This is a genomic window from Acinetobacter sp. CIP-A165 (assembly GCF_000367985.1).
Classification (GTDB): Bacteria; Pseudomonadota; Gammaproteobacteria; order Pseudomonadales; family Moraxellaceae; genus Acinetobacter.
The window spans coordinates 36,848-59,360 of record NZ_KB849200.1; the positions used below are offsets into that span (position 1 = coordinate 36,848).

The following is a 22,513-nucleotide window of genomic DNA, read 5'->3' on the forward strand; positions in this document are numbered from 1 at the left end:
TGTTTATTCAGTTTTCTTATATTTTCAAAATAAGTATAAAAAAGCCAGATCATACGATCTGGCTTTTTTGCTCATGTTTGCAGCTTAATTAATCATCTTTGTGTGCTTTATAAGCATAAGCATAGTTATAGCCATAGCCATATCCAGCACTTGCACGTTGGATATCATTAAGAATAAAGCCATTCACTTTAACGCCAGCCTGCTCAAAGCGATTTAAGCTGAGTTCAAGCTCTTTCATTTGTGATTTAGCATAACGAGCAACCAACAAATTGACGCCGACATATTGCGAAATGATAATCCCATCAGTCACTGCCAAAATAGGTGGCGTATCAATAATGATATGGTCATATTCGGAACTGAGTTTTTCGAGTAAAGCTTTAAACTGCTCAGAACCTAAAATCTCAGATGGATTGGTTGGGTTTTTCCCTCGAGTAATCATACTTAAACCAGCGACTTCCGTTTCATGAATCACTTGACCTAGCTCAGCTTGGCTACTCAGCAACTCAGATAATCCTGGTTTTACGTCTAAATTAAAATACTTATGCAAATAACCACGACGTAGATCCGCATCAATCAATAAAACCTTTTTATTGCTTTGGGCAAAGATGGTTGCAAGGTTGGTAGAAATAAAAGATTTACCAACTTCAGGTGATGGGCCTGCGATCATAATAATATTATTTTTTGCATTACTTAGTGCAAAATGGATCGCGGTACGAATACTACGTAAGCTTTCAATCGCAATATCATCACTGTTTTTAACCGCAAGAATAGGAATACTCTTCTTCTTCTTCAGAATACTCATACGAGTTTCTTGGACAGGAGAGCGGGGAACAGTTGCATAGACAGGTAGATCAAGCTCGCGCTCAATTTGGCTTGAATCCTTAATTCCCGTACGTAACATATTGCGTAGTAGGGCAATTAAAGTACCAAGGAAGCCACCTAGGAAAACAGCAAGAATAAGGATTTGAAGTTTTTTTGGTTTAATTGGTTCGACTGGCTCAACTGCAGTATCGACTATACGAACATTACCGATTTCACCTGCTTTTGCGATTCTTAACTGTTGGTAAGAGTTTAAAAGTGCTGTATAGAGTTGCGTTTTAACCTCAACTTCACGGTATAACTGTAAATATTGTCTTTGCAAATCAGGCAATTGCTTTAAGGTGTTATTAAGCTCACCAATCTTTTTATCTAATGCTGCAATCTGAGCATTAATCTCACGCATTGCTGGGTGTTCCGCTGTATATTTGGAAGAGATATCTGCTTGCTGCTGTTGTAATTCAATTTTTTTCGTTTCTAAAGTAATACTTTGCGTCAAGTATAACTCGGATTCTTTGTTGACATCAACGGTATTATATTTTTGACGGAATTTATTGAATTCTCTTTCAGCAACATCGAGTTGCTGCTTTAACTCTGGGAGTTGCTCATCAAGGAATTTAAGGGTTTGAGCTGTTTCTGCTGATTTACGTGCTACATTTTGTGCGCTATAGGCAGATAGGATTGCATTGAGTACTTTGGTGATGTGTTCTTTGTCTTGGCCTTGATAACTAAGCCCTAATATACCTGTCAACTTTCCTTTTTCAGCCACGGAATAATTTGCACTAATGGCGTTAACTGCTGTAGGTAAAGATCGCTTACGGATTAAATAATCGCTATTGAATTGATCTTTTGAGAAAATACTAACGTTCCATGCACCATATCGATTTGACAGTTGATTGATCTGATTTAAAGGTGCATTTAATACAATTTCATCAGTTTTTGTGTCGATTAGTTGGAATTGACCTGATTTAAACCCTACGTTTAAGGTTTTATCCAAAAAAGCAAGAGGGACATCAAACTGACGTATCTCAAAGGTTTTTTGTCCGTCTCGGAAAATAACAGCTTTTGGTGTGTATTCCGTGGCATAGCTTGGTTTACCCAATAAACGCTGAGCAAAGGTATCTTCAGCACTGGAAATACTGAGATCAAGGCGCAATGCTTCAATCACTGAACCCAATACTAAGCGTGATTTTAAAATTTCGATCTCGGATTGAGCAGGGGACTTTTGATCCACCATTTGTGAAAGATCACCTAATAGTGCGGCAGAAGCACCTTTGCTGCTTTCAACCTGTACTAGGGCATCAACAGCATATGTATTTGGTGTCGTGCGCAGATACAATAATGCACATACAAGACTCAGAATGACGCATAACGCGATAAGCTTCCATTGCGCGAGCAAGGAGAAGAAAAGTTCTTTTAGGTCAATTGTATCTTCAGTATTGGTATTTTGGCTCATAATCTTAAATCTAAAAGTTAAATGTAATTTTTCCAATCAGCCACACACTGCTGAATCAGCTCGCATGTGCTATCAAAAAAAGCTTGGTCGTGTTGATAGGGATCAGACACATTTTTATTTTGCCAATGTCCGAGGCGGAAGACTTTACCTTTAGCAAAGGGCCAGGTCTGCTCAATATGTTTTTGCTGATTTTGGCTCATCACCAATACCAAATCCGCTTTTTTAAGATGTTCAGCCGTGAGTTTTTTGGCGATATGCGCACTCATATCAATATTGAGTGCGTGCATACAGTGTTTAGCTTTTTCATCTGCCGGATGGCCAGTTAATCCAGAGATACCCGCAGACTCAATATAGAGTTGAGGGTGAGCTTGTTTGAGCAAATACTCTGCCATTGGACTGCGACAGATATTTCCAACACAAACAATTAAGATATTTTTAATCTGCATTAGTTGCCCAAACGATCAATATTATATAACGCATTAGAAAAAGGAATGACTTGATTGACGATACGTTGCCAACGTGTCAAACCTGTTGCATCGACATACACAATATCATTGCTACGCAACCTAAACTGGTTAGCCAAGCCAAAATCACCCAAGCTCATCAAGTTCATATGATAGAGCGCGGTACTATGGTCATTGGGATTGCTTCTCAGTACATAGATTCGGCTAGCGCTGGCAGAGTTCGGGTTAATTCCTAAACTTTCACCTAAGGCATCACTTAAGGTCATCCCTTGATCACGCATTGGCAAGGCTTGGTTTTTACCAGATTCACCCATAACATAGATTTTTTGGTTTTCTTTGGTACTGACATAAATGGTGTCATTAGGTTGAACCAAAAGTTTGTGTAATGAATAGCCAGCTTTTTCAAGCTCAATGGTGTTGAGGTCATGGGTTTGACCATTGCGGATCAACTGGATATAGGTATTTGCACCTTTATCATTGATACCACCTGCCATACCTAGTGCTGTATAAATACTGGTCGGCTGATCATTTAAATAGAATTGTCCACCTCTAAGTACACTACCCTGTACCGAATAGCGCTGTCCTTGGTATGACAAGACACGAACAATAACATCAGGCGTTTTTACATACCGCGCAAACTGGCCACGTAGCTCGGTATTGAGTTGAGTCAAACTCTTTCCAGCGGCTTTATAGCGTCCAACTAAAGGCAGTTGAATATAACCGCTCGCATCAATTGGATAGCCCAACGCCTGAACAGCTTGCTCGTTGTTGACCGTTGTGGTCGGTGGAGTAATTTCTGGGTATGCCCAGAGCTGAATAGAGAGTACATCACCAGCACTTAAACGATAGGCAGTCTGTTGGTTTTGAAATAAGGCGATGTAGTCGTGTTTGTAATCGACTTGCGCTGGTTGTACTGCCGACATATTTTCTTGGTCAATTTTAATGACATTAACGGTTGTCCCAAGATCAGTGGTATAGACCCCTTCTGTTGGAATGTCATGCGTTTGCAAACCAGAGGTAACAGCACAACTTGTAGCAGCGATACTAATGGTAAGAATAGAAAAAAGTTGATAGTACTTCACACACGACCCTTGATTATTTATATCTAATTAATATCAGTTGCCAAAAACGGATTAGTCTTGAGGCCCAGAATTTGTCCAATTCTAGCTGAAAAGGAGTAAAAAAGCATAGATAAATGTCTTGGCTTTGTATGTTTAGTATTTCTAAAAAGAAATCTATATAAGTAGACTCTCGACTAAAATGTGAACCAGCACACAGCTCGTTAACACATTCATACAATTGAAATGTGGCTGTTATAAATATTCTGATATAGTACGCGCAAATATTCATGACTGTTATATGCACAGCGAAAATTGTAAGGAATAAGGCTTTATTTATGCTAACACTTGCCGAATTAAAAATAGCAATTATTGGTTTAGGCTATGTCGGGTTACCGCTGGCCGTCGAGTTTGGAAAAAAAGTTCCAGTTGTAGGTTTTGATATCCATCAAAAACGTGTAGATGAACTTAAGAGCGGGCATGATCATACTTTGGAAGTGTCGTCTGAAGAACTAAAACAAGCAGAGCTTTTAACCTATACGGCAAATCTAGATGATTTAAAAGACTGTAATTTTTTTATTGTCACCGTGCCTACACCGATTGATGATTATAAACAACCTGATTTAACACCTTTAATTAAAGCTTCAACTAGTATCGGTAAAGTGCTTAAACGCGGCGATATTGTGGTCTATGAGTCTACTGTTTATCCAGGTGCGACCGAAGAAACCTGTATTCCGGTGTTAGAACAAGTGTCTGGTCTAAAGTTTAATCATGACTTCTATGCAGGTTATAGCCCTGAGCGAATCAATCCAGGCGACAAGTTGCATCGTGTCACCAATATTTTAAAAATCACTTCTGGCTCTACCCCAGACGTGGCTGAGTTTGTTGATCAAGTTTATAACTTAGTTATCGAGGCTGGAACACATAAAGCACCAAGTATCAAGGTGGCTGAAGCGGCGAAAGTGATTGAAAACACGCAGCGTGATGTCAATATCGCATTGATCAATGAATTGGCTGTGATCTTCAACAAGATGGGTATTGATACTGAAGCAGTACTTGAAGCTGCTGGGACAAAATGGAACTTCTTACCATTCCGTCCAGGGTTAGTAGGCGGGCATTGTATTGGTGTCGACCCTTATTACTTAACACATAAAGCACAAGCCCTAGGCTTACATCCTGAAATAATTTTAGCAGCCCGGCGCTTAAATGACCGCATGGGTGAATATGTTGCCACTCAACTTATTAAGGAAATGGTTAAAAAGCGCATTCAAGTTGTGGGCTCAAGAATTTTAGTTATGGGATTGAGCTTTAAAGAAAACTGTCCAGATATTAGGAATACTAAGATTGTTGATATGGTAAATGCCCTAAAGGAATATGAATTAGATATTGATATATATGATCCATGGGTAGATGAAGAAGAGGTTGTTAATGAATATGGATTGCGGCCTGTAACAACTTTAGTGAACAATAAATATGACGCAGTAATTATTGCAGTACGACATAATCAGTTTATAAATATGGGAGATACTAATATTAAGGCATTGACGCATACAAATGGTGTTATTTATGATTTGAAATACTTGTTAAATAAAGATAGTGTAGATATTAGATTGTAGTTAAATGGCTAATTCAAAGATAATATATTTTTTTCTTGTATTTGTTTATAATTTGGTCTTGGTATATTTGTACCAGGACTACATTTATCCTAAATATTCATATTTTGGTATGCAGTTTAATGAAAGTTATAGTTTTCATTATTCGATTGTTTTAAGCTTTCTTTCAAGCTTATTTGTTTTTTTATTGCCAAAGTATATTGAAAAGCCCTCAGATATCCTTTTGGTTTTTAGTTACTTCTTTGTATTTCTTCCGGCTATAAATGTTGGTTATATAGCTTTAAATAAAGCAGATATATATTTTTTTGAGTATTCTCTTTATTTAATTATCAATATTCTGGTATTGATTTTTTTTAATAGAATAAATACTAGAAAAATGTATTTCTATTCACTTACAAAAAGAACAACAAATTCTATAGTATTTCTTGTTAGTGCTTTATTATATATTTTGGTTTTTTTATATTATAGGCCAGATATAAATAATATTCTAAAATTAGAAGACGTTACAGGAGTTTATGACTTAAGAAGTGACTATAGGGAACAAAACTCAGGATATCCATCTATTGTTGTATATGCATTTACTTGGTTAGTGAGATTTTTTACACCATTAATTCTTTTATACGGTCTAATCAATAACAATAGATTAATAGTGCTATTATCATTTGTTTTGACATTGTTACTTTTTTCTGTATCAGGGCATAAAAGTATTATGCTAGGTTATGGGTTGGTCGTGATATCCTTCTTTCTTTTTAATAAAGTTAATAAAGTTTCATTTTTTATATTATTTAATTTATACTTTATTTGCTTGTTGTTCTCAACAGTGCTTTATAAATTTATTGATTTAGATATTTTAATTAATGCCTTTGTAAGAAGGGCAATGCATGTACCAGGAATACTGAGTATATTTTTTTATGAATTCTTTAGTAACAATGATAATACCTATTTGGGCTATTCTATTTTGAAAAGCTTGGTGATATACCCATATGATGTAACCCCGCCATTTATAATTGGAGATTATTATTTTGGTAGGGCAGACATGTCAGCTAATGTTAATTATATTATATCTGGTTATGCTGATTTTGGTTTTTTTGGTGGTATTTTATTTACAACGCTGGTTGTATTGTTTTATAAAGTATTAGATTCTATTTATCTGTTTAAAGTGGGAGATAGACGTTTTCTCGCTTTAATAATATTACCTACGTGGGCATTGGTAAATAGCGCATTCATTACTGTACTAGTCACACATGGTTTATTTTTGATTTTTCTATATTTTTTAATATGTAATAAGCATGAAAGAAAATAGTTATTTTTACGGGTTAGATTTTCTGCGAGCTATATTGATGTTGGTGGGAGTTCTCATTCATTATGTATCTATGACGAGTCCATATGATGAATGGAGATATCATAGTTATTTTCATGAAAATGTTTATATTTACCATTTAATTTATTTTACACATTTTTTTAGAATGGAAACATTTTTCCTTTTAGCTGGGTTTTTTAGTCTTCTACTTTGTGATAAGAGGGGTAAAAATAACTTTCTTGAAAATAGAAAGCAGCGAGTGCTAAAACCATTAGTGTTTTCTTGTTTGACGGTATCAACTCTCTCTTTTATGCTGATATACTATATATATCGTGAAGGAGAAGTAACGTTAAATAATATAATAATGCATTTTTGGTTTCTTTTAACTCTTTTTATAATATCCTTAATTTTTTTTGTATCTAGATTTTATTTAAAAATAATTAACAAAGATTTTAAAGTAGTATTTTTTTGCTCCTTTATTCTATTAATGGCATTACTTTTTATTAGATTTATATTCGTTAGATTTTTCCCAACTGATACATTTGTTTTTCAAGCCTTTAATTATTTTTTGTTCAATACTCTTTATTTTGGGGTTTTTTTCTTAATAGGTTGGTTATTGTATAGTAGGAGAAATAGTATTCATGTATTCTTCACAAGAAAAACATATATAATCTCTGCAATAGTTTTGTGTGTGGCGTCATCAGCATACTTAAATTATTATGCATTAGAAGTTGAACCATTGAATATATATCAAATTTTCTTTTCAAGATCAGTTGAGGTTTTAACTTCTTTAGTTGCATCAGTTGGTCTTTTTCTGGTTTTCTATGATTTGAAAATCTATGGAAATGTAATTAGATATTTAGTTAACTCATCAATCGTTGTTTATATTTTCCATGTACCCTACCTTATTGCATTTGGTTTTATATTTGATGGATATATACTTAATGATGTTGTTTATTTTTTTTGTGTTGTTTCATGTACATATCTTTTATCTTTTTTAACTTATGAAGTAATGAAGAGAAATAGATTTTTGTGCAGTATTTATGGTTTGAAATATCAATGAAGAAAACTTTAAAAAGAGTTTTTAAGACTACCTTTCTAGTTCAAATTATGGGCATATTAATAATTCCTCTAATTTATCTAAGTTTTAGTGAAAACGATTTTGCTGCTTATGGTTTATTTTTTTCAATTTCAGCTATAAGCTCTATTTTTATAACTGGCCGTTTAGAAAATTTATTTTTTTCCATAAAAAACTATAAAAAATTGTATACATATGCTTTTAATATGGCTTTGTTGGTTGGAGGGTTGGGTACTTTATGTTTGTTGTTTTTTAACCAATCTTTTTATGCGATTTGTATTTTTTGTGGTTTATCTATCGGGTTGTTTAATTTAAGTTATAATTATTTGGTTAGAGAAAATAAAGAGATTTATTATAACAAAGTTAAAATTTTTAGAGCTATTTTAGAGCTACTATCAGTTGTTGCTGTATGTTTTTTTTCCTTGGAGATCAAGATATTATTTTTATTTATCTCTTTTTCGTATTTTTTTACATCATTATTTGTAGCTTTTGATATTAATATTTTTGTAAAAAAATATTTTTTTGAGGGTTTTCTGGATTTTAAATATAATTTTAAATATGTTCTGTCTGATTTTTTTTCAAGTATATTTAATTCTTTGTATATTTATTTGCCAACAATATATTTTTATTTTAATGGTAATATTTCTAATTCTGCTAACTATTTTTTAATATTGAAAATATTTGGTGTTCCTACTTTGATGATTGCCCAAAGTATATCAACGGTAATAAGACAGTATGCAGCAGAAGAGTTTCAGAAGAAAAATAAAATTACAGACACATATTCTTTCTTTAAAAGTCTCTATAAGAAAATGTTATTCCCATTTTTACTTTTGTTGTCTTTTACATTTTTGTTTTTTTATCTTTTAGATTCTTTTTACATTGATGGTATTTTTCTATATTCAGTCTTTTTAGTTTTTTTAGTTTATGTTAGAGCGATTTATAATACTATTTCTAGTATTACATATATATTTAAATGGCAGCATTTAAATTTGAAATTCCAAGCATGTTTGTTTTTTGTTTCGTTGTTAGCGCTAATGTTAAAATTTGAGAATATAGATTCAATACATTTTTATAGTCTATTTTCTTTATTTGTATATATATCATACATGTATGTTTTACATAAGCGTATTATACAAAAAGGGTATTTGTAATATGAGAATTACGCATATATGTAATAATTACGTGTCATCTAGAGTTCATATGGAGCTGATTAGTTCCATGTGTAAAAAGGATTATATTAAACAATTAATATATATTCCAATTAGAAGAAGTCAAGATTATAATGTGAACTCTTTTAGGAGTGATAATGTTGTTTTTGAATATTTTAACTATAGATTTAATTTTTTTAGATTCTTTCCAATATTTAAAATTTTTTTAGTTTTTTTTGGGTTTCTATTAAAAAAAGGGTGGAGAAATTGTGATTTAATTATAGCCCATAATTTTTGGTCGGATGGTATGGTGGCATTTCTTAACTCGTTAATATTTAAGACGCCATATGTTTTGGTTTTAAGAAATACTGATATTAATATATTTATCCCTAGGCTAAAGCACTATCATTGGCTAATGAAAATATTAATAAAAAGGTCTGAAGGTCTAATTTTTGTAAACAAAAAATATATGAGTGATTTTGAAACTAAGTATCCACATTTATATTGTATGTCCGATAATATAAATTTTATTTGTAATGGTGTGAATAGGTTTTGGTTGGAGAATTCTGGTGGTTTTCTTAATAATAGTAGATCTGATACTCTAATATTTGTTGGAGCTTTTAATGAAAATAAGAATATTAAGTTTATTATTTCGGCTGTGGAAAATTGTTTAAAAAGGAATCCTGAACTAAAATTAATTCTAGTGGGTGGGGATGAATCTGATTTGAAAAAAATTTTAAAAAATAAACAGATACCTGGTTTTGTTACTGTTTGCGGTAGAATAAATGACCTTGTTGTGTTGAAGGAATTGTATCAGAAATCTAAAATTTTTATTATGCCATCATATTTTGAAACTTTTGGATTAGTATATATTGAGGCTCTGATGCAGGGCTGTTCAGTTATACACTCAAAGGGGCAAGGTATTGATGGTATATTTGATGAGGATTTTATCAAAGCAGTTGATCCTTATGATTTAAATGAGATTTCTAATGCTATTGAGTACTTAATTGCTAATTTCGAGAGAAAAAGTAATGATACTAAATTCTATCAAAATCTCAATTCAAGTTTCAATTGGGATAAAATTGCAGATCAATACATAAGAGTATGTAAAAAATGAAAGTAATTTATTTACATCAATACTTTAACACACCTAATATGTCTGGTGGTACGAGATCATATGAGATGGCAAAGCGGTTAGTTATTGCTGGGCACGAAGTTCATATGGTGACCTCATGGGTAAGAGAAACTGAGGAACAGGAATGGTTTAATGAGGATGTTGAAGGGATTAAAGTTCATTGGTTTCCAAATCCATATAATAATAAAATGTCTTTTAAGCAGCGTATACAAGCTTTTTTTCGCTTTGCCTATGCAGCAATGAAAAAAGTATCATCAATTGAAGCTGATGTAATTTTTGCTACTAGTACACCATTAACTGTTGCTATTCCTGCTGTATTAGGTGCACGAAAACAGAAAATTCCAATGGTCTTTGAAGTTAGGGATTTATGGCCTGAAGTCCCTATTGCTATGGGTATTCTAAATAAGCCATATCAAATTTTCTTGGCTAAAAAGTTAGAAAAATGGGCATACAAAAATTCTAGCCATGTGGTAACTCTATCTTCAGGAATGAAAGAAGGTGTAGTAAAAACGGGGTTTCCATTAGATAAAATAACGGTTATCCCGAATAGCTCCGATAATGCTTTATTTGATGTAGAAGAGGCTGCTTTTGAGCAATTTAAAAAGGAGAATACATGGTTGCCAAAAGGCAAGGTATTAATCTATACAGGTACCTTTGGAATGGTAAATGATGTCGGAGTTGCTGTTCAATTAGCGAAAGAGTTGAAAAGTCGAAAATCTGATATTTGTATTTTACTGATTGGTGATGGATTAGAATATGACAAAATTTACAGAGATGCTCAAAATTCAGGAGTATTGAATGAGACACTGTTTATTCGTAAACAAGTACCTAAAAATGAAATACCATTTTTTCTTAAATATGCTGCGATAGCATCGAGCTTCGCTATAGACATTCCTGCTATCCGAGCAAATTCAGCGAACAAATTTTTTGATGCTTTAGCGGCATCTAAACCCATTTTAATAAATTATGGTGGATGGCAAAAAGATATTATCGAACATAAGCAGTGTGGGATAGTTGCTTGGAAAATGACTACCGCACAGATTGTGGATGAACTAGAGTCTTTATTAAATGATAAACATAAATATGATACTTTTTGTAGGAATGCAAAAGTGCTTGCCTTAAATGATTTCTCTCGCGACCGCTTGGCAAAACAATTAGAAATTGTATTAAGAGAAAACTGTAAAGAAAAGGTTGTAAATTGATGAAACGTTTACTAGATATCATCATTGCTTCATCTGCGCTGATTCTACTCTCACCTTTATATTTTTATGTCGCTTATAAAGTAAAAAAGAATTTAGGTTCGCCTGTGTTATTTCGCCAAGTACGCCCAGGTTTACATGGGAAGCCGTTCGAAATGATCAAGTTTCGCACGATGAAGGATGCAGTTGATGCACACGGCAATCCATTACCTGATAATGAGCGTTTGACTCCATTTGGTAAAATGTTACGTTCTAGCAGTTTGGATGAAATGCCTGAGCTGTGGAATGTGATTAAAGGTGATATGAGTATAGTTGGTCCTCGTCCTTTATTGATGGAATATTTACCTCTTTATAATAAAGAACAAGCGAAACGCCATAATTTACGCCCTGGTATGACTGGACATGCTCAAGTCAATGGACGTAATGCAATAGGTTGGGAAGAAAAATTTAAACTTGATACATGGTATGTTGAAAATCAGTCTGTATGGCTAGATTTTAAAATCATGTTGAAGACCGTAAAAAAAGTCATTGCCAAAGATGGTATCAACGAGGCAGGCGAAGCGACGATGACCAAATTTACAGGTTCAACACCGGACAAGCAGAATGAACGCTAATATTTATGCTGTTTATGGAGCTTCGGGGTGTGGACGAAGCTTAATGCCTGTCGCTCGTCAGCAATTACAGCGTTTGGGAGTTCAGGCTGATCTTTATTTTATCGATGATAGCCTAGAAGATTCTCAGACGGTTAATGGCCATATAGCCATAAATTATCAAACTTTTAAAAATTTGGATGCTACTGATAAACATGTACTGATTGCGATTGCGAATAGTCAAATTCGTGAAAAAATTGCAAATCAGCTATCCATTGATGGTATCAAATTATGGACAGTACAAGCGGATAATAGTGTGATGATGGACAATATTGAAATCGGCGAAGGAGCAGCATTAAGCCCTTTTGTTTCAATTACATCAAACATAAAAATCGGTAAATGCTTTCATGCAAATTTATACAGTTATGTCGAGCATGACTGCATCATTGGTGACTATGTTACTTTTGCGCCAGGTGTAAAGTGTAATGGCAATATTCATATTGAAGATCATGCATATATTGGTACTGGTGCGGTGATTAAACAGGGAACACCTGATAAGCCTTTGGTGATTGGTAAAGGTGCAATTGTGGGTATGGGTGCAGTGGTGACCAAGAGTGTTCCGCCTGGCGTGACTGTCGTAGGAAATCCTGCACGGATTTTAGAGAAAAAACAGACTTTGTAGTGAACGAATTGGGAATATAAATATGTTAAACACAGCATTTGAACCATGGCCGAGTTTTACTCAACAAGAAGCCGATGCCGTATCGAGAGTATTACTTTCAAACAAAGTGAACTATTGGACAGGGCAAGAATGCCGTGAGTTTGAGAAAGAGTTTGCCACCTTTTCAGGAACACAACATGCTGTAGCATTGGCGAATGGAACGGTGGCATTAGATGTTGCGCTCAAAGCTTTGGATATCGGTGCTGGTGATGATGTGATCGTGACTTCACGCACTTTTCTTGCTTCAGCGAGTTCAATCGTGACAGCAGGGGCAAATCCAATATTTGCTGATGTTGAATTAGATTCTCAAAATATTTCTAGACGGACCATCGAAGCGGTTTTGACACCGAAGACCAAAGCCATTATTTGTGTGCACTTGGCAGGTTGGATGTGTGATATGGACCCAATCATGCAGCTTGCTGAAGAAAAAGGTTTATACGTCATCGAAGACTGCGCTCAAGCACATGGTGCGCAATATAATGCTAAACCCGCTGGATCAATTGGTCATATTGCAGCTTGGTCTTTTTGCCAGGATAAAATTATGACTACAGGTGGTGAAGGCGGTATGGTCACCACCAATGATGAGCGTCTTTGGAAGAAAATGTGGTCTTATAAAGATCATGGTAAAAGTTTTGACAGTATTTATAACAAACAGCACCCACCAGGTTTCCGTTGGTTACATGATTCATTTGGAACCAACTGGCGTATGATGGAAATGCAAGCCGTGATTGGTCGAATTCAACTAACACGAATGCTTGAATGGACTAAAAATAGAACCCAAAATGCAGAGAAAATATTAAAGGCATTTGAAAGCTCTCCGTACTTCACGGTACATCGTCCGGCAGATAACTATGTACACGCGTACTATAAATGTTATGTACAGATAAATTTGGATGCCCTACCAGAAGGATGGTCGCGTGATCGCGTGATGCAAGAAATCAATGCCCAGCAAGTGCCATGTTTTAGTGGCTCATGTTCGGAGGTTTATTTAGAGCATGCTTTTGATAACACGCCTTGGCGACCCGCTGAACGGTTGAAAAATGCGAAGCAACTCGGTGAAACAAGTTTAATGTTTCTGGTTCATCCGAATTTGAGTGAAGAAAGTTTGATAAAAACTGTGGACGCTATTCAAAAAGTACAAGTCGCTATGGCTGGTTAAATCAGCGACTAATTAATAGAACATGGTGGGATATGAGACCTGTATCCTGCTATTTTAAGTATTGCGTATTTGATGTGTAAAAGTTATTTTCAGTTACATCAGAAGTGCGTATAAAGATCAAACTGAATGTGGGATGATTAGAAGATCATTGTGAAAAAGATTATTCATCAATTTGCCTCAGCACCAAGGCTGTATAAACAGTTTTTCCTTGTTATTTTAGATATTTTAGCTTTTCCTGTCATTTTGTGGTTGTGTTACGCCATTCGTTTATTTGATTTGAAAGCAGATGTTGTTTCAGGCATTGATCATGGATCTTTGCTGGTTAGTTTGATTGCGATTTGTTGTCTTGCCCTTACAGGTGTCTATCGTTTTATTGTCCGAACCTTTAATGAAGTTTTTATCTTCAAACTCGCATTGGCTGTTTTTTTGACCATGCTAGGTTTATATGCACTAACATATATCACCAAAGCACATATTCCGATGTCTATCCCATTTATGTTCGGTTTTATGATGTTTACATGGGTTTGGATGAGTCGAGCGTTTATTCGTTTTGTGGTCAAAGTTTCATTTTATTCAGAACTTGGGCGTAAGCGGATTGCAATTTATGGTGCAGGCGATGCAGGACAGCAAATTGCAGCAGCATTACATCGCTCAGATGACCATCTTCCGATCTTTTTTATTGATGATTATGGTTCGTTACAAGGTCAAATCGTTGGCGGTTTAAACGTTTACTCTGTTGAAAAAGCCTTACAACGGTTTGAAAAAGAACATATTGATGAAATTTTACTTGCACTGCCTTCTGTAGGTCGAGTACGAAAAACTGAAATTATTCAACAATTCGAGTCTTCTGGTCTAAAGATTACTGAATTACCAGGCTTGACCCAGTTAGTCGATGGAGAAATCAGAGTCTCCGATATTCAAGAAGTTGATATTATTGATTTACTTGGGCGTGATCCTATTCCGCCTATTGCCCATCTTTTGGTCAAAAACATTCAAAATAAAGTGGTGATGGTCACGGGTGCAGGTGGATCGATTGGTTCAGAGTTGTGTCGTCAAATTATTAAGAATCAACCGAAACTATTGGTTTTATATGAGTTAACCGAATTTGCTCTATATAGTATTGATAAAGAATTACGTTTAACTGCAAACTGTGAGATTGTATCGATTTTGGGTACGGTACAAGATCAACAAAAATTAGAACGAATTATTGAACAATATCAGGTACAAACGGTCTATCATGCCGCTGCTTATAAACATGTACCTTTGGTTGAATGTAATCCGATTGCAGGTTTAAAAAATAATGCGATTGGTACGGCGAATAGTTTGAATGCAGCCGTAGAAAAAGGTGTTGAGACATTTGTTCTGATTTCAACCGATAAAGCTGTTCGACCGACTAATGTCATGGGGGCATCTAAGCGTATGGCAGAGTTATACTGCCAAGCGGTTGCTGAAACCAAACCCAACACTCAAATTAGTATTGTTCGTTTTGGTAATGTCTTAGGTTCTTCTGGTTCAGTGGTTCCTTTGTTTAAACAACAAATCGCAGTGGGTGGTCCGATTACCGTGACTCATCCAGACGTGACGCGTTATTTTATGACCATTCCTGAAGCATCGCAGCTTGTGATTCAAGCAGGAGCCTTAGGATCAGGTGGTGACGTATTCTTGTTGGATATGGGAGAGCCTGTTCGAATTCAAGATTTGGCACGTCAAATGATCAAGTTGAGTGGTCTAAAAGTTCGCGAGCTTGGTTCGACTGAGGGTGATATTGAAATCGCATATAGTGGTTTACGCCCAGGCGAAAAGCTCTATGAAGAACTACTGATCGATCAGGATAATACTGAATATACGCAACATACTCGGATCTTACGTTCATTTGAAAAGCATTATCCTTTACAAGAGATACAAGCGATCTTTGCTAAAATAAATCAAATGACAGCAGTTGACCATGATGTGGATTGGGCTTTAATGCAGCTTGAACATTATGTCGATGGGTATAAACGTAGCGGTGACGTTCGAGTTAACTAAATTGAGAAATAACATGATCAAAAAAGCAATCTTACCTGTTGCGGGTTTAGGTACACGGTTTTTACCAGCGAGCAAGTCAATTCCAAAGGAAATGGTCACCGTTGTGGATCGCCCTGCGATTGAATATGTGGTTCGTGAAGCGGTCGAGGCAGGCATTGAACAGATTATTTTGGTGACTCACTCTTCAAAGGCTTCGATTGAGAATTACTTTGATCGTAATTTTGAGCTTGAAACAACCTTAGAGCAAAAAAAGAAATTTGATTTACTCAAAGAAATTACTGAGATTTTACCGAAACATGTCAGTGTGATTAGTGTGCGCCAGCCTCAACCTTTAGGCTTGGGTCATGCGGTATTGTGTGCCAAAGATATTGTTGGTGACGATGCTTTTGCGGTGTTATTACCAGATGTGTTGGTGAAGAACACTGTTTCTGAAAATGATTTATCACTCATGATTCAACGTTATGGGCAGTCTCAGGCTGCACAAATCATGGTTGAGGCAGTTCCTGATCATTTAGTCGATCAATATGGTATTGTGGATGTAACGGTTGCACCGAATGAAGGTGAAAGTATTGTCATGCAGGGTATTGTTGAAAAACCTGCGGTAGGAACAGCGCCTTCAAATTTATCTGTGGTTGGCCGTTATATTCTGCCAGCTCAAATTATGCAATTATTGGAAAATACCCCACGCGGAGCTGGAAATGAAATTCAGCTCACAGATGCCATCGCAGCATTGCAAAAAACGCAAGCTGTTGAAGCTTATCGGATGAAAGGTCAGACTTTTGATTGCGGTAGTAAGCTTGGATATCTAAAAGCGGTATTACATTACGGTATTGAGCATCCTAAATTGGGCGCAGATTTTAAGGGCTTAATTCAAGAATTAGCCCTATAGTTTTTAGGGCAAATGGTTATGAAAGTTGCAATCTTTGGCAATACCTTATATGCAGGGGTGATGTCCGCTTTATTGTCTGAATCAGGGCACAGTGTTTATTGGTGTTCACATCCCAATGCTGTAACAGATGATCTGCAATATTCATTTCATGATGAAAATGTCAGTCGGTTGTTGGAAAAACAACAGAGCAGTGGTTTTCTCAACTATCGTGATTTGGATAGCATCCCTTTAGATATTGATGTCTATTTGTTTAGCTTTAATCAGACGCAAGAAGCACAAGTTTTTCAACTTTTGCAATCGTTAAGACAACGTCCAATCATCCATCCTAAATTGATGATCAATGCTTCAACCTTTGGCCTGCATGGCACTGAAAAATTTCAACAGATATTGTCAGATGATGACTGGGTCTATTTGCCTGATACTATGCAGGAAGGCAATGCTTTACAGAGCTTAACGCAGGCGAAGCAGTTGATCGTTGGGTGTATGCAAGTTGATGTACAAGCAAAAGTGAAAGAACTATTACGGCCCTTTTTTCCATTAGAACAGCATTATTTATTCATGCCTGTTTTAGATGCAGAATTCACTAAGCTGAGTATTTCTGGCATGTTGGCGACACGGATTAGTTATATCAATGATCTTGCGGTTGTGGCAGAAAAGTTGGGTATTGATATTGCCTCAGTCCGTCAGGGCATGGCTGCGGATAATCGGATTGGTACGGCTTATTTAGCGCCTGGTGCTGGTTTTGGTGGTGAGAACTTTTCACATGATATTTTGACGCTTTCAAATACTGTGGCCAATACCGGTGTTAAAAGCCAATTGCTTGCTCAAGTTTGGGAGATCAACGAGCAGCAGAAAGAAATCCTATTCCGTAAATTTTGGAATTATTACCACGGTGATTTACAAGGCAAAACAGTTGCCATTTGGGGAGCTTCTTTTAAAGAGAATACCTCGAGTATTCAACAGTCCCCGATTCATCAAATGTTGGCTGCACTCTGGGCGCAGGGGGTAACTGTTCAGTTACATGATCCGCAAGCCTTAGAAGAAATTAGTACGATGTATGGTCAGCGTGATGACCTTATCTTATGTGATGATCAATATGAGGCTGTTCAAAATGTACATGGTTTATGCGTCTTGACGGCGTGGAAACAATATTGGAGCCCTGATTTTAAGCGATTGGCACAGTGTATGACACATCCGTTGGTGTTAGATGGACGTAATATATATGACCCACAGTATGTGAAAGCACAAGGCTTTGCATATATGGGCGTGGGGCGTTAATTATGGTGAATCCTATGCATCCGTTTCCAGTCAAAGATCAGCGTACTGTATTGGAACACTTATCTCGTTTGAAAGAACAATTTAAAGACATGCACCTGAATCAATTATTTGCTGCGGATGCATCACGCTTTAACAAGTTCTCAGTGGAATACGATCAAATTGTTTTAGATTTTAGTAAACACCGGATTGATCAGCCTATTTTAGATGGATTGGTAGATTTAGCGCACAGCCAAGATTTAACGCAATGGATCAAAAAACTATTTTCATCAGCGCAGATTAACTTCACTGAGCATCGTGCTGCGATGCATTGGGCCTTAAGGCTACCTAAAACCAGTCCAGATTTTTCTACTGTTAATCAGCATGTCCAAGCACAACTCGAGCACATGTATGCCTTGGTGGAAAAGATTCATACTGGACAATATCGTGGTGCAACAGGTGAAGTGATTCAGGATGTGGTGAATATTGGGGTGGGCGGATCTGATCTGGGTCCATTGATGGTGACGCATGCACTGTCAGATTTTAAGGTCAAGACCGCAAAACCCTTGGATGTTCATTTTGTTTCAACCATGGATGGTAGTCAGCTTTCGGCATTACTCCATCAGCTACGTCCTGAAACGACTTTATTTATTATTTCGTCAAAATCTTTTGGTACGATTGATACGCTTTCGAATGCCGAAACGGTACGTCAATGGTTAGAAAAATCCTTGGGCACAGATACCAAAATTCTGACCAATCATTTTATTGGGGTTTCAACCAAAGCCGAAAAAATGACGGAATGGGGAATCGCTCCTGATAAGCAATTGTTATTGTGGGATTGGGTGGGCGGCCGTTATTCACTGTGGTCATGTATTGGTTTACCCATCGCATTAATGATTGGTGTGGATGGGTTTAAGCAACTTTTATCGGGTGCTTATGCGATTGACCAACATTTCCAAACTGCACCATTTGCTCAAAATATTCCCGTATTAATGGGCTTGTTAGGTGTGTGGAATAATAACTTTCTCGATATTCAGACCCATGCGGTCTTGCCTTACGACGGGCGACTTAAATATTTTGCCTCTTATTTGCAACAATTGGAAATGGAGTCCAATGGTAAGTCCGTCCAACGTAATGGCGAAAAAGTAGAGACGGCAACTTGTCCAATTGTATGGGGTGAAGTGGGTCCAAACGCGCAGCATGCATTTTATCAATTGTTACATCAGGGAACCCACTCGGTAAGCTGTGATTTTATTGCACCTGTTAAACGGTACAATGCTAATCAATTTACCTATGTCGAAAGTGCCGAGGCATTGGTTGAACAGCACCATCTCGCATTATCAAATTGTTTAGCCCAATCTCGTTTATTGGCATTTGGTAATCAGGCACTCGCAGCAGATGAACTCAGAGATTTGCCCGCATATAAGCAATACGAAGGCAATCAGCCAAGTTCGACCATTTTATTAAAAGAATTGAATCCGTATAGCTTGGGTATGTTGATTGCGCTTTATGAGCATAAAGTTTTTGTGCAATCTGTACTATGGAATATCAATCCATTTGATCAATGGGGTGTAGAAAAAGGCAAAGAAATCGCTAATCAGCTTTTGCCAATTTTAAACCGCGAACAAGATGATTTATCTGTATTTGATGCATCGACACAAGGTCTATTGAGAGTATTATTAGGCAAGACAGAGAGTTAAAATACGATTGTGCTATAGAAGGAAATCTTTTGGTCTAAAAAGATTTCCTTCTTTTGTTTGCTAAGCTGAAATTAAACGCGTCAACTCATCGACATAAACCTGCATTGGTTGAGGGTTTTTGTCGGCGCGGCTTTCGATATTCAAGCGCAACAACGGCTCTGTATTCGATGCGCGAACATTTAAGCGCCAAGCACCAAAATCAAGACTTACCCCATCAGTACGGTCAATTTGTGGATTTTGATCGGCATAGTGATCAACAATCTTTTGTACTGTTGTTTGAGTATCAGCCACTTTAAAGTTGATTTCACCGCTACATGGAAATTTTTCAATCATATTTTCAACGAGAGTCGAAAGTGATTGATCTGTCTCAGAGAGTAGGGCAACGGTGAGTAGCCAAGGGATCATCCCGCTATCGCAATAAGCAAAATCACGGAAATAGTGATGTGCACTCATTTCACCGCCGTAAACGGCATTGTGTTCACGCATCACATCTTTAATAAAGGCATGACCAGATTTTGACTGTACCGCAATCCCTTGATATTTCTCTACAATATCAAAGGTGTTCCAAACAAGACGTGGATCATGCACGATCTTCTCACCTGATTGTTTGATCAGGAACGCTTGAGCCAATAAGCCAACAATATAATAGCCTTCTATGAACTGACCTTTTTCATCAAATAGGAAGCAACGGTCAAAGTCACCATCCCATGCAATCCCCATATCGGCTTGATGTTTAAGTACTGCATCACGAGTGCTGTCACGATTCTCGATCAGGATTGGGTTAGGAATGCCATTTGGGAATGTGCCATCTGCTTCGTGATGAATCTTAATAAATTCCACTGGAATATTGAGCTGTTGGAACTTCTGTTCGATCGCATCAATCACATGACCTGCTGCGCCATTACCGGCATTCACCACCAGTTTAAGTGGTTTAATTTTTTGTGGGTCAATATAGGTCAGTAGGTGTTCGATGAACTCAGGCAGAATGTTATAGTTTTCTGTCGTCCCTTTTTGTGTGACTTCAACGAACTGACCTGATTCAGCCAATGCTTGAATCTCTTTTAAGCCGGTATCCGCACTAATCGGACGGGCATTTTCACGGACCAATTTCATGCCGTTGTAATCCATTGGATTATGGCTGGCAGTGATTTCAATACCACCCTGAACATCGAGGTGGAATGCACCGAAATAGACTTCTTCCGTCCCTGTCATCCCTAAATCAAGCACATTGATGCCTGCATCATTGAGTCCACGAATAGTGGCTTGTTTTAAGCCTTCACTGCTTAAACGGATGTCGCAACCAATCACCACAGTTTTCGGTTGGTAGATTTGTCCATAAGCGCGACCAATCTTATAGGCAATCTCTTCATTGAGTTCTGTACCGAGTTTGCCACGAATATCATAGGCTTTAAAGCAAGTGAGTTGTGTCATATTTGAAAGCGCTGTTTGTTGTTTATTAATACCTTGCAGTATACAAAGACAGCGGAAAATAAAAAATGGCTGCTTCAGTTGAAACAGCCATTCTTAAGTAAAGAAGTGTAGATGAATTTATAAGTTAAGCAGATTTCGCTAAAACTTCAGCAACCGCTTTCGCAACTTTATAGACATTATTCATGTTTAAACCAGCAACGCAGATACGACCACTACGAACGAGGTAGATTGCGTATTCTTCACGCAAGATATCCACTTGTTCAGCAGTTAAACCTGTGTAACTGAACATGCCTTTTTGATTCACCAAGTAGCTAAAGTCACGTTCTGGCAATGCTTTGGTCAGCTCATCTCTTAAGATGATACGCATTTTAAGGATACGCTCACGCATCTCTTTGACTTCGTCTTTCCATTGTTGGTTCAGTGCAGCGTCATTTAACACTTGATCCACTAACCATGCACCTGTTGTTGGTGGGCTAGAGTAGATACGACGAACCGTTGCTTTCAACTGACCGAATGTGCATTTTGCTGCTTCTGCATCATCACAAACGAAAGTCAAACCACCAACACGCTCACCGTAAAGCGAGAAGATTTTAGAGAATGAGTTGCTGACGATGAAGTTTAAACCAGATTGATCTAGGGCACGGATTGCATAGGCATCTTGTTCCATACCATCGCCAAAACCTTGGTAGGCGATGTCTAGGAATGGAATCAAATTACCTTGTTTTAATACCGCAATCACTTGATCCCATTGTGCTGGATTCAAATCCGCACCTGTTGGGTTATGACAGCAAGGGTGTAACAACACAATGCTTTGTTCAGGTAGTGTTTTCAGCGTAGACAACATGCCATCAAAATCGACACCACGCGTTTCAGCATCGAAGTATGGATAGAAATTGCTTTTGATGCCTGCACCATTGAAGATGGCAACATGGTTATCCCAAGTCGGTTGACTCACCCAAACTTCTGAATTTGGAAAATATGTTTTTAGAAAGTCAGCACCGACTTTCAATGCACCTGATCCACCCAATGTTTGAATCGTCGCAACACGACCTTGTTGAATTGCCGGGCTATTTGCGCCAAACAATAAGGCTTGAATCGCTTCACGGTAAGGTTTGAAACCTTCCATTGGAAGATAAAGCTTGGTTTGCGTATTCTTCGGTGCAATCCGTTTTTGCGCTTCGATAATGGTATCAAGCTGAGGAACGATGCTGTCTTCGTTATAGTACAAACCAATACTGAGGTTCACCTTTTCAGCGCGTGGATCAGCATTGAACTGTTCCATCAATGAAAGAATTGGATCGCCTGCATAAGGTGGGATATGTTGAAACATTAACAATGTCCTTTTATTCAACAAGGGGCATGGAGGTGTTTTTGAATGCCCAATAATGTACCAATAAAGTGCAGATGAAGCACTCTATTATTTGCATTTCTAGTGCAGTATTTACTTACAAAATCAGTCAAAGACCAACAGATTATC

18 protein-coding genes are annotated in these 22,513 nt (G+C 36.9%); 13 read left to right on the forward strand and 5 right to left on the reverse strand.

Features of this window, described 5'->3' with window-relative positions; genetic code table 11:
- Positions 1-88: 88 nt before the first annotated feature.
- The 3 genes from F991_RS00175 to F991_RS00185 are packed head-to-tail and all read right to left on the reverse strand — an operon-like array spanning position 89 to position 3,818.
- Entirely contained in the window at positions 89-2,272 is a 2,184-nt protein-coding gene (locus F991_RS00175) for a polysaccharide biosynthesis tyrosine autokinase (RefSeq protein ID WP_004667946.1), read from the reverse strand.
- A 17-nt stretch (positions 2,273-2,289) separates the two neighbouring features.
- Entirely contained in the window at positions 2,290-2,718 is a 429-nt protein-coding gene (locus F991_RS00180; protein ID WP_004667948.1) for a low molecular weight protein-tyrosine-phosphatase, read from the reverse strand.
- Positions 2,718-3,818, reverse strand: coding sequence for a polysaccharide biosynthesis/export family protein (locus F991_RS00185; RefSeq protein WP_004667950.1), 1,101 nt, complete (start codon positions 3,816-3,818; stop codon positions 2,718-2,720). The genes F991_RS00180 and F991_RS00185 overlap by 1 nt, the downstream gene beginning before the upstream one ends.
- Positions 3,819-4,132: 314 nt before the next feature.
- Between F991_RS00185 and tviB the strand changes: the two genes are divergently transcribed.
- The 13 genes from tviB (at position 4,133) to pgi (ending at position 19,605) form a co-directional block, all read left to right on the forward strand.
- Positions 4,133-5,410, forward strand: a complete 1,278-nt coding sequence (gene tviB, locus F991_RS00190; RefSeq protein ID WP_004667952.1) for a Vi polysaccharide biosynthesis UDP-N-acetylglucosamine C-6 dehydrogenase TviB — start codon at positions 4,133-4,135, stop codon at positions 5,408-5,410.
- A gap of 4 nt (positions 5,411-5,414) precedes the next feature.
- Positions 5,415-6,710, forward strand: a complete 1,296-nt coding sequence (locus F991_RS00195; protein WP_004667955.1) for an oligosaccharide repeat unit polymerase — start codon at positions 5,415-5,417, stop codon at positions 6,708-6,710.
- Positions 6,697-7,770 carry an acyltransferase family protein gene (locus tag F991_RS00200; protein ID WP_034595313.1) on the forward strand — a complete coding sequence of 358 codons (1,074 nt, stop codon included), beginning with the start codon at positions 6,697-6,699 and terminating at the stop codon, positions 7,768-7,770. The genes F991_RS00195 and F991_RS00200 overlap by 14 nt, the downstream gene beginning before the upstream one ends.
- On the forward strand, positions 7,767-8,936 hold the full coding sequence (locus F991_RS00205) for a hypothetical protein (protein WP_004667959.1): 1,170 nt from the start codon (positions 7,767-7,769) through the stop codon (positions 8,934-8,936). Before F991_RS00200 ends, F991_RS00205 begins: the two co-directional genes overlap by 4 nt.
- A 49-nt stretch (positions 8,937-8,985) precedes the next feature.
- Positions 8,986-10,050: a glycosyltransferase family 4 protein gene (locus F991_RS00210; RefSeq protein WP_004667961.1), complete on the forward strand. Its 1,065-nt coding sequence runs from the start codon at positions 8,986-8,988 to the stop codon at positions 10,048-10,050.
- On the forward strand, positions 10,047-11,270 hold the full coding sequence (locus F991_RS00215; RefSeq protein WP_004667963.1) for a glycosyltransferase family 4 protein: 1,224 nt from the start codon (positions 10,047-10,049) through the stop codon (positions 11,268-11,270). Before F991_RS00210 ends, F991_RS00215 begins: the two co-directional genes overlap by 4 nt.
- Positions 11,267-11,881 (forward strand): sugar transferase, encoded by a 615-nt coding sequence (locus F991_RS00220; protein WP_034595315.1) that lies wholly within the window; start codon positions 11,267-11,269, stop codon positions 11,879-11,881. Before F991_RS00215 ends, F991_RS00220 begins: the two co-directional genes overlap by 4 nt.
- On the forward strand, positions 11,871-12,539 hold the full coding sequence (locus F991_RS00225; protein WP_004667966.1) for an acetyltransferase: 669 nt from the start codon (positions 11,871-11,873) through the stop codon (positions 12,537-12,539). Before F991_RS00220 ends, F991_RS00225 begins: the two co-directional genes overlap by 11 nt.
- Positions 12,540-12,561: 22 nt before the next feature.
- Positions 12,562-13,737: a DegT/DnrJ/EryC1/StrS family aminotransferase gene (locus F991_RS00230; RefSeq protein WP_004667968.1), complete on the forward strand. Its 1,176-nt coding sequence runs from the start codon at positions 12,562-12,564 to the stop codon at positions 13,735-13,737.
- Between the two features lie 150 nt (positions 13,738-13,887).
- On the forward strand, positions 13,888-15,762 hold the full coding sequence (locus F991_RS00235) for a polysaccharide biosynthesis protein (RefSeq protein ID WP_004667970.1): 1,875 nt from the start codon (positions 13,888-13,890) through the stop codon (positions 15,760-15,762).
- Positions 15,763-15,775: 13 nt separating this feature from the next.
- Positions 15,776-16,651 (forward strand): UTP--glucose-1-phosphate uridylyltransferase GalU, encoded by an 876-nt coding sequence (gene galU, locus F991_RS00240; RefSeq protein ID WP_004667972.1) that lies wholly within the window; start codon positions 15,776-15,778, stop codon positions 16,649-16,651.
- 18 nt (positions 16,652-16,669) lie between these two features.
- Positions 16,670-17,929 carry a nucleotide sugar dehydrogenase gene (locus F991_RS00245; RefSeq protein WP_004667974.1) on the forward strand — a complete coding sequence of 420 codons (1,260 nt, stop codon included), beginning with the start codon at positions 16,670-16,672 and terminating at the stop codon, positions 17,927-17,929.
- Positions 17,930-17,931: 2 nt separating this feature from the next.
- A complete protein-coding gene (gene pgi / locus F991_RS00250; protein ID WP_004667976.1) occupies positions 17,932-19,605 on the forward strand; it encodes a glucose-6-phosphate isomerase in 1,674 nt (557 codons plus the stop codon).
- Positions 19,606-19,665: 60 nt separating this feature from the next.
- On the opposite strand, the gene F991_RS00255 is transcribed toward pgi, so the two are convergent.
- Both F991_RS00255 and F991_RS00260 read right to left on the reverse strand, forming a co-directional pair.
- Positions 19,666-21,036, reverse strand: coding sequence for a phosphohexomutase domain-containing protein (locus F991_RS00255; protein WP_004667978.1), 1,371 nt, complete (start codon positions 21,034-21,036; stop codon positions 19,666-19,668).
- A gap of 124 nt (positions 21,037-21,160) precedes the next feature.
- The gene (locus F991_RS00260) at positions 21,161-22,366 is read right to left on the reverse strand and encodes an amino acid aminotransferase (RefSeq protein WP_004667980.1); all 1,206 of its coding nucleotides are present in this window, start codon (positions 22,364-22,366) and stop codon (positions 21,161-21,163) included.
- Between the last annotated feature and the right edge of the window lie 147 nt (positions 22,367-22,513).